This is a genomic window from Mesorhizobium sp. P5_C1, from assembly GCF_054049815.1.
On the sequence record NZ_JBFULQ010000012.1, the window covers coordinates 16985 to 28328 of the forward strand.

At 65.0% G+C, this 11344-nt stretch carries 10 protein-coding genes; 9 read left to right on the top strand and 1 reads right to left on the bottom strand.

What is annotated here, in order from left to right; all coding sequences use genetic code 11:
* The first annotated feature begins 4 nt into the window (after positions 1 to 4).
* The 8 genes from ACXJ7R_RS02320 to ACXJ7R_RS02355 all read left to right on the top strand — a co-directional run bounded on the left by ACXJ7R_RS02320 (position 5) and on the right by ACXJ7R_RS02355 (position 9093).
* Positions 5 to 673: a GNAT family N-acetyltransferase gene (locus ACXJ7R_RS02320; protein ID WP_457150398.1), complete on the top strand. Its 669-nt coding sequence runs from the start codon at positions 5 to 7 to the stop codon at positions 671 to 673.
* Positions 674 to 3388 carry a LuxR C-terminal-related transcriptional regulator gene (locus ACXJ7R_RS02325; protein WP_457150399.1) on the top strand — a complete coding sequence of 905 codons (2715 nt, stop codon included), beginning with the start codon at positions 674 to 676 and terminating at the stop codon, positions 3386 to 3388.
* 83 nt (positions 3389 to 3471) lie between these two features.
* Positions 3472 to 4593, top strand: a complete 1122-nt coding sequence (locus ACXJ7R_RS02330; protein ID WP_457150400.1) for a class II histone deacetylase — start codon at positions 3472 to 3474, stop codon at positions 4591 to 4593.
* 4 nt (positions 4594 to 4597) lie between these two features.
* Positions 4598 to 5455 (top strand): urea ABC transporter permease subunit UrtB, encoded by an 858-nt coding sequence (gene urtB, locus ACXJ7R_RS02335; RefSeq protein ID WP_457150401.1) that lies wholly within the window; start codon positions 4598 to 4600, stop codon positions 5453 to 5455.
* Positions 5452 to 6438 (top strand): branched-chain amino acid ABC transporter permease, encoded by a 987-nt coding sequence (locus ACXJ7R_RS02340; RefSeq protein ID WP_457150402.1) that lies wholly within the window; start codon positions 5452 to 5454, stop codon positions 6436 to 6438. Before urtB ends, ACXJ7R_RS02340 begins: the two co-directional genes overlap by 4 nt.
* Positions 6435 to 7139, top strand: coding sequence for an ATP-binding cassette domain-containing protein (locus ACXJ7R_RS02345; RefSeq protein WP_095080870.1), 705 nt, complete (start codon positions 6435 to 6437; stop codon positions 7137 to 7139). The genes ACXJ7R_RS02340 and ACXJ7R_RS02345 overlap by 4 nt, the downstream gene beginning before the upstream one ends.
* Positions 7140 to 7141: 2 nt before the next feature.
* The gene (locus ACXJ7R_RS02350) at positions 7142 to 7843 is read left to right on the top strand and encodes an ABC transporter ATP-binding protein (RefSeq protein WP_457150403.1); all 702 of its coding nucleotides are present in this window, start codon (positions 7142 to 7144) and stop codon (positions 7841 to 7843) included.
* An 80-nt stretch (positions 7844 to 7923) separates the two neighbouring features.
* The gene (locus ACXJ7R_RS02355) at positions 7924 to 9093 is read left to right on the top strand and encodes a substrate-binding protein (RefSeq protein WP_457150404.1); all 1170 of its coding nucleotides are present in this window, start codon (positions 7924 to 7926) and stop codon (positions 9091 to 9093) included.
* Between the two features lie 73 nt (positions 9094 to 9166).
* Here ACXJ7R_RS02355 and ACXJ7R_RS02360 read toward each other — a convergent pair whose 3' ends face one another.
* Entirely contained in the window at positions 9167 to 10069 is a 903-nt protein-coding gene (locus tag ACXJ7R_RS02360) for a LysR family transcriptional regulator (RefSeq protein WP_457150405.1), read from the bottom strand.
* Between the two features lie 102 nt (positions 10070 to 10171).
* Here ACXJ7R_RS02360 and ACXJ7R_RS02365 point away from each other — a divergent pair, with 102 nt between their 5' ends.
* Positions 10172 to 11161 carry a zinc-dependent alcohol dehydrogenase family protein gene (locus tag ACXJ7R_RS02365; RefSeq protein WP_457150406.1) on the top strand — a complete coding sequence of 330 codons (990 nt, stop codon included), beginning with the start codon at positions 10172 to 10174 and terminating at the stop codon, positions 11159 to 11161.
* The last annotated feature ends 183 nt before the right edge of the window (positions 11162 to 11344 follow it).

The window sequence follows — 11344 nt, forward strand, 5'->3', positions numbered from 1 at the left end:
TGCGTTGATCCCCGAAGACACGATGCCGGCCGAAATCACAGACCTCGCCATTGGCTACCGGCGCCTGCCGGCGGGCAAGCTCGCCAATGCGGTGACATGGATGGAGGCGCGCGCGCCGCAGCCCGACCTCGCGCAACCCCTGGCCATGACCCGGATCACGACGCCCGACTGCGCGCCCTATCGGGCGATCTTCCTTGAGATCGGAGCCCCCTGGCTGTGGGACCGCGTGTCTGAAATGTCCGACACCGAGATAACGGAGCACTTCGCCGATCCACGCCAGCATCTCTACTACGGCCATGATGAAAGCGGCGTGCATCTCGGCATGGTCGAATTCTTCGTCGCCGACAGCAACGAGATCGAGATCACCTATTTCGGCCTGTTCCCGTCCCTGACCGGCCGCGGTTTCGGCAAACGCCTGATGGCCGGTGCGCTCGACCAGGCATGGCGCCTGAAACCAAGCCGTGTCTGGCTGCATACAAGCAGCTTCGATCATCACAGCGTGATAGGCTTCTACGGCGCCTGTGGATTTGTGCCATTCGCGTCCGGTTTTGAGATCGTCGACGATCCCCGGATAAAGGGCACCTTGCCGCGCAATGCCGCGCCGCAAATTCCGCTGATCGAAGCGGAGTGGAGCAGCTGCAGTCCGGAGAACCGACAGGTTGCGCGAGCCTAGATGAGAACAGCTCCGCAACCCACCCCGCACGCGTCGCCGCATCACCGCCGATGGGTCCGTCGCGAGACCATCCTGTCAACGCTGAAGCGTCACATCGACACGCGCATCGTGCTGTTCGCCGCGCCGGCCGGCTTCGGCAAGTCGACGACGATGGCGCAATGGGCTGCGGAAGCGGCGCGCCTCGGCCGGCTGACTGCGTGGCTGTCCTGCGAGGCATCAGACAATGATGAGGGTGCCTTCCTGTCGCATCTGGTGGGCGGGCTGCGCCACCTCGTACAGAGCCCGGCGGAGCTCGACCTTGCCTTTCAGTCGAGCCCGATCCCGCAGCTTGACGTCGTGCTCGCCGCACTGGTGGCGGGATTGGCAGCGCGCGAGGCCGACATCACCTTGTTCTTCGACGACTATCACGCCATCGAGGCGCCAGCGGTCAAGCGGTTCATGGAGCGCTTGACCCGGCAGGCGCCGGCCAATGTCGCCTTCGTCATCGGATCGCGCAGCCTGCCCGACCTGCAGCTCGGCAAGCTCAGGGTGCTGGGCGATGTCTGCGAAATCGGCCCCGACGATTTGCGCTTCGCCTCCTCCGAAGCCGAGGCCTTCTTCAACGAGAAGCTCGGTTTGAGCGTCAGCAGCGGCASTGTGGAGACCTTGTGTTCGCGCACCGAAGGATGGGCCGCCGGCCTGCAGCTCGCCTCACTGTCGCTCAGTGCCGCGCATGCGCCCGAAACCGTCATCGGCAATTTCACCGGCGCCAACCGCAACGTCGCCGATTTCCTGATGGGGGAAGTGTTTCTCGAACTGCCGCCGGCGATCGCGAAGTTCCTGCTCTACAGCTCTATCTTCGAACGCTTCAGCGCGGAGGCCTGCCGGGCGGTGATGCGGGCGGCGGATGCCGAGGCGGCGATCACCGAGATCGAGACGCGCAACCTGTTCCTGGTGCCGCTCGACGAGGAGCGGCGCTGGTTCCGCTATCATCATCTGTTCCGCGACTTCCTCAGCCGCGAGATGGAACGGCGCGAACCGGAGATGATCGCGCCGCTGCATTTGGCGGCCGCCGAATGGTTCGGCGAACGCAAGATGCTGACCGAGGCGATCGGCCACGCGCTCGCCGCCGGCGACCAGGCCCGCGCGGCGGTGTTCGTCGAGAACAACGCGCTCGACCTCATCGCCCAGTGCCAGCTTCTCTATGTGCGCCAATTGCTGGCGCTGTTGCCCAAAAAGCTGATCGACCAGCGCATCCGTCTGCAGCTTGTCGTGCTGTGGCTGGCGGTGCACAGCAGCCAACCCGAGCTTGCCCAACAGACGCTGAACGATGCGCGCAAGCTGGTCGAAACCGGGCCGGCCGACGGCAAGGATCCCGGCACGTTGACCGGCACCACGATCGATGCGGAACTGGTGGTGCTCGCCGCCGCCGTCCACAGCACGCTGGAGCAGTTCGAGCAGGCGCGCGACACCGCACTGGCGGCCCTGCGCGTCATTGCGCCCGACGCCTGGTTCATGGAGGGCGCTACCGCCAACGTCATCGGCTACAATCTCTATGCACTGGGCGACCTCGACGGTGCACGCGCGGCGGTGGACGCGGCGCGCAAGGCGCATGAGCGAAGCGGCAGCCTGCTCGGCGTCACCATCGCCAATTGCTACATGGCCGTCATCGAACGCTCGGCCGGCCGCCTGCCCGTCGCCGAACGGCTCCTGCGCGATGCAATCGCCGAGGCAAGGGCGCGGATCGGTCCTAATTCTTATGCCGAAGCGCTGGCGGGCACGCTGCTTGCCGAACTTGCCTATGAGACCAATGCGTCGAGCGAAGCGCTGACCTTGGTCGAGAATCTCGGGCCGCTGATCGAGGGAGCGGCGGTCATCGTCTATCCGCTCGCCAGCGTGCCGACCTATGCCCGCGTGCTGCAGCTGACCGGCCGCGCGGAGGCCGCACTCGATATGCTGGAGCGGGTCTACCAGCGTGTGCGCGGCTCCGTGTATCGTCGTCTCGCTTCGGTGCTCGTGCATGACCGCGTCAGGCTGCTGCTCGACCAGAACCGCGGCGCCGAGGCACGCGCCCTGCTGAACGAGCATCGCCGCGGGCGGGCCGAAACCACTCCCACCGTCGCCAACGAATTCGAGTTCTTCGCCGAGGGCCGCCTTCTGACCGCGGAGAAATCCTATGCCGATGCGGCGCGGGTCTTCGACGCGCTTCTGGAGCGCACGAAAAGCGGCGGGCGCATGCGCCGCCATATCCTGGCGCTGATCCAGCGCGCCAAGTGTGCTGGCCAGGACCAGCGCGAGGCCGATCGGTATCTGCTCGAAGCGCTGCGCCTTGCCCACCCCTCTGGCTTCATCCGCTCCTTCATCGATGAGGGAAGGCCCGTTGTCGAAGGGTTGATGCGGCTGCGTGCGGCCCAGGCAAAGACCGATCCGGCACTCTCAGCCTATGCCACGCGCATCATCGATGCCGCGCAGACGATGCCTGTGGCGACGCGCAGGCCGGCCCCGCCAGCCGTAGAGAGGGAACACCTCACCCAGCGCGAGGCCGAGCTGCTGCGCTGCCTGACGGAAGGCATGTCCAACCGCGATATCGCGCTTGCGCTGTCGGTCAGCGAAACCACGGTGAAGTGGCATCTGAAGAACATTTTCGGCAAGCTGGCGGTGAGCAACCGGGTCCAGGCCGTGCGCGCCGCGCAAGGGTCGGCAAGCCTCCAAACCCCTCCGAAAGGAGGGGCATAGATAACGGGCACAACCCCTCTTTCGGGTCGGGCCATGCCACCGCAAGCCTGTTAGCGTCACCCGGTTTTTAGAGGACGCTGCGAATGGCGACAGGTTACGTTTTTCACGAACAGCTGATGTGGCATGATACCGGCTCCAGCGCCGACATGATGCCTCCCGGCCGTTTCGTGGAACCCGGCCGGCATCTGGAATCGCCCGGCTCGAAGCGTCGGTTGAACAATTTGATCCAGGTCAGCGGCCTGTCGCGTCACCTCGTGCCGATCATTCCCGAGCCGGTTTCGGTTGAGGATCTGCTGCGCGTGCATACCCAACGCCACGTCGACGATATCCGCATGCTCAGCGAACGGGGTTCCGGCTTCGCCGGACCGCAGGCGCCGATCGGCCTCAACAGTTTCGACATCGCCTTGCTGTCGGCCGGCACCACATATGCCGCCATGCGCGCAGTGCTGACCGGCCGGGTCGACAACGCCTATGCGCTGGCGCGGCCGCCGGGGCACCATGCCGAGCCCGACCAGGCATTGGGCAACTGCCTGTTCTCCAACATCGGCGTGTCCGTGCGCCGGCTGCAGCATGAAGGGCTGCTTGGCCGCGCAGCGGTGGTCGACTGGGATGTGCATCACGGCAACGGCACAGAGACGGTGTTCTATTCCGACCCATCAGTGCTGACCATTTCCGTGCACCAGGACAATCTCTATCCGACCGGGCGCGGTGCACTGGCCGACAACGGCAAGGATGCCGGCGAAGGCTACAACATCAACATCCCGCTGCCGGCGGGCAGCGGCACCGGCGCCTATGAATCGACCTTCGACCGGGTCATCGCCCCCGCCCTGCGCGCCTACAAGCCGGACCTCGTCATCGTCGCTTCAGGCTTCGACGCATCGGGTTTCGACCCGCTCGGCCGCATGATGCTCAACAGTGAATGCTTCCGGCGCCTAGCCGCACGCATGGTGGCGCTGGCTGCCGAGACGTCGCGGGGACGCCTGATGATGAGCCATGAAGGCGGCTATTCCGAAGGTTACGTTCCGTTCTGCGGCCATGCCGTCATCGAGACGCTGGCCAATCATCGCACCGAAGTGGTCGACCCGCTGTCGGACCATATCGACGAATGGGCAGGGCAGGAATTGCAGCCGCATCAGGCTGGTGTGATCGATGCCGCCGAAGGCCTGCTTGCCGGCCTGCGCCAACGCCTCGCCAGTGCGGCCTGACGCGATGGATTTTGTCGTCACCACGCTTCTCAACGCGCTGACGCTGATCAGCATCCTGATGCTTGTCGGGCTCGGCCTGGCGATCAGCTTCGGCCTGATGAACGTGACCAACCTCGCGCATGGCGAGTTCGTCACCGTCGGTGCCTTCGCGGTCTATTTCGTCCAGAGCATCGGCGGCTCGTTCTGGCTGGGGCTGGCCGCCGCCCCGATCGCCGGCGCGGTGGTCGGCTGCATCCTCGAGTTCGCCATCATCCGCCATCTCTATTCGCGGCCGGTCTCGACCGTGCTCGCCACCTGGGGCGTCAGCCTGATCCTGCAACAAGGGCTGGAACTGACCTTCGGTCTCGGCGCCAAGCCGGTGACGCCGCCGATCGAAGGCACGCTCGATCTCGTCTTCACCGTCTATCCGGCCTACCGGCTGATCCTGATCACTATTGCCGCGCTGACGCTGCTTGGAGTCGTCCTGCTGATCAGCCGGACATCGTTCGGCCTCGACATCCGCACCGTCATCCAGAACCGCGAGATGGCCGAGGGCGTCGGCATCAACACGCGGCGCACCTATGCCATCGCCTTCACCTTCGGTGCCGCCATTGCCGGACTGGCAGGAGGACTGGTCGCGCCGCTGGCGATCGTGCTGCCGCAGATGGGAGTGAACTATCTCGCCAACGCCTTCTTCGTCGTCATCGTCGGCGGCGTCGGTTCGATCGGCGGCCTTGTCGCCGGAAGCGTCTTCGTCGGCGGCCTGACGAGTGTCCTGAACTACCAGATATCGCCATCGCTGGCGCAAGCGATCGTGCTGCTCGCGGCCATCGTCGCCGTGCGGCTGCGGCCCAACGGCCTGTTCAACGGGGCATCGCGATGATCGCTGGGGATCGCAACTGGCTGCTGATCTTCGCCGCGTGCGTGGCGCTCGCCATCATCTATCCGCTCATTGCCGATGGCTATCAGTTGACGGTGATCCGCGACGCACTGATCTTCGGCCTGTTCGCGGCGAGCCTCGACTTCTTCTGGGGTCGCACCGGCATTCTGTGTTTCGGCCACGCCGCCTTTTTCGGCATTGGCGGCTACATCATGGCGCTGGTCACGCTCAACGACGCGATCCCCTTCGCCAGCCTGCTTGGCATCATGGGCGCGGTGGCCGGCGCGGCCGTCGTCGCCGCCATCATCGGCTATTTCCTGTTCTTCGGCGGCATCCGTGGCAGCTATTTCACCATCGTCACGCTGGCCATGGGCGTCATCTGCCAGCAGGCTGCGGTCTCCTGGAGTTCGGTCACCGGCGGCGACAGCGGTTTGATCGGCATCCCGCCGATCGAGTTCGATGTTGGCGGGCTGCATGTCGAACTCAGCCAAGACCTGCCCAGCTACATTTTCGTCGCAGCCATCGTCGCGGTGGCCGTGCTCACCCTGTGGTCGATCAGCCGCGGGCGCTGGGGCACGGTGCTCACCGCCATCCAGGACAATGAAGTCAGGGCGGCCGCGCTTGGCCACAACGCGCCCTTGCGGCTGCTCGTCACCTTCGTCCTGTCGGCGGCCATCGCCGGACTTGCCGGCGCCCTTTATGTCTGCATGGCCGGGCTGGTGGCGCCGGACCTTTCGGGACTGCTTTTGTCGACGGAAGTCATCGTCTGGGTGGCGGTCGGCGGGCGCGGCACTCTGCTTGGTCCGGTGCTCGGCGCCATCTTCATCCAGCGGGCGCAACAGACGATCAGCAGCTTCAACCCAAGCCTATGGCCGCTGCTGCTTGGCTGTGTCTTCGTCGTCATCGTCTTCATCTTGCCGGACGGCATCCTGTCGATCTACGCGCGGCTGAAGGTCCTGTTCAAAGGCCGGAGGCGCGCGCAATGAGCGATGTCCTCCTCCAGGCCGAAAATGTCGGCATCCGCTTTGGCGGCCTGCAGGCGCTGGAAGCGCTTGATCTCACCGTGCGCGACAAGGAGCTTTGCTGCATCATCGGGCCGAATGGCGCCGGCAAGAGCACCTTCCTCAACGTGCTGACCGGTACGCTGCGCCCGACCAGCGGCAGCGTGCGCTTCCTCGGCCGCGATATCGCCGGCCTGCCGCTGCACCGCATCGCCCGGCTCGGCATCGCCCGCAAGTTCCAGATCCCGTCGGTCTTCCCCAGCCTGTCGGTTGAGGACAATCTGAAGGTCGCGCGGTGGGGGGCGCCCTCACCTGTCCGCCCGGTCGCTGAATTGCTGGAACTGGTCGCGCTCGGCAATCGTGCCGCCACGCTGGCCGGCGAACTCGCGCACGGCCAGAAGCAATGGCTGGAGATCGGCATGGCGCTGGCGATCGAGCCAAGGCTGCTGCTGCTCGACGAGCCAACCGCCGGCATGACGCCGCAGGAGACGCTGGCGACGGCGGAAATGCTGCTGCGGCTCAAGGGCGAATTCTCGATCGTCGCGGTCGAACATGACATCCGCTTCGTGCGGGCGCTGAACTGCGAAACGCTGGTGCTGCATCAGGGGCGCCGGCTGCGCAGCGGTCCTTTCCATGACATCGAGACCGACGAGATGGTCCGCGACGTCTATCTGGGGAGGCGCTGACGATGCTGCGGACAATGGCGATCTCGGCTGGCTACGGCTTGCTCCCGGTGCTGAACGGCATCGACCTCAGCGTCGCGCCCGGCGAGGTCGTCGGCCTGCTCGGCCGCAACGGCGCCGGCAAGACGACGCTGCTGCGCGTCATCGCCGGAGCCTTGCGGGCGAGCGGCGGCGCCATGCTTCTCGGCGACCAGGACCTCACCAATGCGCCGGCCTTCCGGCGCGCGCGGGCCGGCATCGCGCATGTCCCGCAGGGACGCGGCATCTTCAACCAGCTGACCGTGCGGCAAAACCTGGACGTCGGCACACGCGCCGCCAAGGGGCGCGGCGACGGTGGCATTCCGGCCGACATCTTCGGCTATTTCCCGATCCTGCGTGAACGCGAAGCGCAGGTTGCCGGCACGCTCTCGGGTGGCCAGCAGCAGATGCTGGCGATCGGCCGCGCGCTGTGCGGCCTGCCGTCGGTGCTGCTGCTCGACGAACCCTCGGAAGGCATCCAGCCGAACATCGTGCAGTCGATTGCCGAGCTGGTGCCGCGCATCGCGCGCGAGCGCGGCATCGCGATCGTTCTTGTCGAGCAGAATCTCGATCTCGTTCTCAAGGCGGCGGACCGCTGCCTGGTGATGGAAAAAGGCAGGATCGTGCATGAAGGCGCGCCGGAGACGTTCGCCGACGAGACACTGCTCAAGGATCTGTTGGCTCTATAGGCGCGCTTAAAGCGCGCCCGGGATTTGTTGGCTTTGTAAGGCGTGCATGGGGCGCGCCTGGACTGGAAGGGAACACAAAAATGATAAGCAGAAGAACTGTTCTGAAATCGGGCGGCGCCGCGGCCGCCTTCGCCATGGTCGGCGCGCCGTCGATCCTGCGCGCCGCCGACACCGTCAAGGTCGGCCTATCGATCCCGATCACCGGATTGCAGGCGATCCTCGGCGAGACGCTGCTCAATTGCTACAAGCTGGCGGCTGCCGAACTCAACGCCGCCAATGGCATTGGCGGCCGCCAGGTCGAATTGTTCATCGAGGACAACCAGACCACGACCAAGGGCGCGATCGACAAGGCACGCAAGCTCATCAACGAAGACAAGGTCGACGTGATCATGGGCACCATCATCTCGCCCGAGCGCAGTGCGACGCTGTCCGTCACCTCGAAAGCCAAGAAGCTGTTCTTCTACCCGACCAACTTCGAAGGCGGCGAATGCAACCGCTACTTCGTCGCCACCGGCCCTATCCCGATGCAGCAGGTCGACCCGATGATGCCCTGGGTGGCCGAGAACCTCGGCAAGACGATCTATGTCATGGCTTCCGACTATGCCTGGCCGCAGAAGATGACCGAGGCGATCACGGCGGCCTACGAGAAGGCCGGCGGCAAGATCATCGGCGCAGACTACTATCCGTTCGGCACCACGGATTTCGGCCCGGCGTTCCAGAAGATCAAGTCGCTGAAGCCCGATGTCGTCTGGTCGATGGTGGTCGGCAACGACGCCGTCACCCAGCTCAAGCAGTATCGCAGCTTCGATATCAAGCAACCGCTGATCGCGCCGCTCGACGAGGTCTTCAACAAGGACGCGCTGCCGCCCGGCGTGGCCGCCGGAACCTACGCGCCGCAGCCCTACTGGATGGCGCTCGACAATCCGGTCAACAAGAAGTTCATCTCGAGCTTCCGCGAAAAGTTCGGCCAGGAGAAGATGGTCAACGGCATCGGCGAGGCCGGCTACAATGGGCTGCATCTCTACGCGCTGGCCGCCGAGAAGGCCGGATCGCTGAAGGACGACGATGTGCTGGCGGCATTGCCATCGATCGAGTTCGACGCACCGCAAGGCAAGATCCGCGTCGACGCCACCAACAACCACACGCTCTGCCATTCCTATGTCGGCAAGGCGGCGGCAGATGGCATCGGCTACGAGATCGCTAGGGATTTCGGCGTCATCGCACCGGTGACGCCTTACTGCAAGATATAGCGAACCAAGCTGCGCGGCTCAGGCACCGCAAGGTGGCCAGAGCCGCGCAGACGTTTGATGGCGACGCTTGCGCTCAGGCCATCGATTTCGGTAAAGCGGCCGCCAGTGCATCGACGGCCAGCCGTACCTTCAACGGCAGATGCGGCGTCTGCAGCCAAAGCGCGTGACAGTCGTAGAGATATCGCGGCTGATCCGGCAGCAGCGCCACCAGCGCGCCGGCCTGAATGCGCTCGCGCACCAGCCAATAGGGCAACCAGGCGAGGCCCATGCCTTCGGTAGCGGCATCGGCGATGGCATCGAGATCGTCGAGCCGCAGCCGGCCGGCCGGTATGAACTCCTGTGCGGCTTGCCCCTCGCGCACGAACAGCCACGGCTGAACGACCTGGCCGAGCCGGCGGTAGACAATGGCCTGATGGTCGGCGAGATCCTCGATCCGCCGTGGTTCGGCGTGGCGTTGGAGATAGGAGGGTGCCGCGCAGACGACCATGCCCTGGCGCGCGACACGACGCGCGATCATCCCTGCCTTGTCGTCCAGGGCGCCGGTCCGGATGGCGAGATCGTAACCGTCCTCGGCAAGGTCGGCGAAGCGGTCGCTGAGGGACAGGTCGAGTTCCAGCATCGGATATTGCCGCGCCAGCCGCAGCAATATGGGTGTCACGCAGTGGCGGCCGAAATGCGCCGGCATGGTGACGCGCAGTTTTCCCCGCGGTTCGGAGAACTGGTCGGCGGCGAGCGCATCGGCGGCGTCAGCCTCGGCCAGCACCACCCGGCAGCGTTCATAATAGGCGCGCCCGAAGTCGGTCAGGCTCTGCCGGCGCGTGGTCCGGTTGAGCAGCCGCACGCCCAGCCGCTCCTCGAGAAACCGGACATGCTTGCCGACCATCGGTCCGGACAGATCGAGCGCGACCGCCGCGGCCGCGAACGAGCCGAGGTCGACCGCCTTGACGAACACGGCCATGCTCTCAAGCCGATCCATATTCAGAACTCCTGGTTTCTACTGTTCTACCTTTATAGCCATTTATCGCCGAGAATCTTGCCTGCATAGCTTATTCGGTTCAGATAATTTGGAGTAACCCGAATGGCACGTCTTGTTCGCTTCCACCAGCATGGTGGTCCCGAGGTCCTGCGCATCGAGGATGTCGAGCTTCCCGGACCGGGGCCGGGCGAAGTTCAAATCCGCGTCAAGGCGCTTGGCCTCAACCGCGCCGAGGCGTTGCTGCGCGCGGGTGCCTATATCGAAACGCCGACGCTACCCTCGGGGCTTGGCCTCGAAGCGGCGGGCATCATCGAGGCGGTGGGCGAAGGTGTGAAGGACTTTGCGCCGGGCGACAGCGTCAGCATCATCCCGCCGCAGTCGATGATCCGCTGGCCCGCCTATGGCGAGCTTGCCACCTATCCTGCCGGGCTCGTCGTCAAGCACCCGCCCTCGCTCGACTGGCCAATGGCGGCGGCGGTCTGGATGCAATACCTCACCGCCTATGGCGCGCTGATCGGTATCGCCGGGCTGCACAGCGGAGATTTCGTTGTCGTCACCGCGGCATCGAGCAGTGTCGGGCTTGCAGCGATCCAGATCGCCAACAGGGTTGGAGCGACCGCGATTGCGGTGACGCGGACAACGGCCAAGAGGCAGGCCCTGCTTGACGCCGGCGCGGCCTATGTGGTGGCCTCTACGGAGGAGGATCTGGCCGCACGGCTCGATGAAATCGCCGGGCCGCAAGGCGTGCGCGTYGTGTTCGATGCGATCGGCGGCCCGATCTTCGAGCCGCTGACGGCGGCGATGTCGCGGGGTGGCATTCTCATCGAATATGGTGGCCTCAGCCACGAGCCGACGCCGTTCCCGCTGTTTGCCGTGCTGGCCAAGACACTGACGCTGCGCGGTTATCTCGTCCATGAGATCACCGGCAACCCGGCGAAGCTGGAAGCGGCCAAAGCGTTCATCCTCGAAGGCCTGGAGACCGGCGCGCTGAGGCCGATCATCGACAGAACTTTCCCGTTCGAGCAGGTCGTCGAGGCGCATCGCTTCCTGGAATCGAACCGGCAGTTCGGAAAGATTGTGGTGACGGTTTGAGCAACAATCCCCTTGAAGGCGCGCCTCTGCATTCCTAATTGCCTTGTGCGGGCCGGGCCCCTCTGACTGTCGCTTCTTTGGCGATTGTGATGTCGGACCGCTATAACGGGCCCGTTTCCATTCTTTTCGGTCAAGCGGGCTCATTCTTTTTTGGTTTGGAGCCCCTCATGACATCTTCCCTCC

Coding starts and splice junctions, on each gene's coding strand:
- ACXJ7R_RS02360 (WP_457150405.1), bottom strand. CDS start 10,069: ATGGATCGGCTTGAGAGCATGGCCGTGTTCGTCAAGGCGGTCGACCTC.
- ACXJ7R_RS02330 (WP_457150400.1), top strand. CDS start 3,472: ATGGCGACAGGTTACGTTTTTCACGAACAGCTGATGTGGCATGATACC.
- ACXJ7R_RS02345 (WP_095080870.1), top strand. CDS start 6,435: ATGAGCGATGTCCTCCTCCAGGCCGAAAATGTCGGCATCCGCTTTGGC.
- ACXJ7R_RS02350 (WP_457150403.1), top strand. CDS start 7,142: ATGCTGCGGACAATGGCGATCTCGGCTGGCTACGGCTTGCTCCCGGTG.
- ACXJ7R_RS02340 (WP_457150402.1), top strand. CDS start 5,452: ATGATCGCTGGGGATCGCAACTGGCTGCTGATCTTCGCCGCGTGCGTG.
- urtB (WP_457150401.1), top strand. CDS start 4,598: ATGGATTTTGTCGTCACCACGCTTCTCAACGCGCTGACGCTGATCAGC.
- ACXJ7R_RS02355 (WP_457150404.1), top strand. CDS start 7,924: ATGATAAGCAGAAGAACTGTTCTGAAATCGGGCGGCGCCGCGGCCGCC.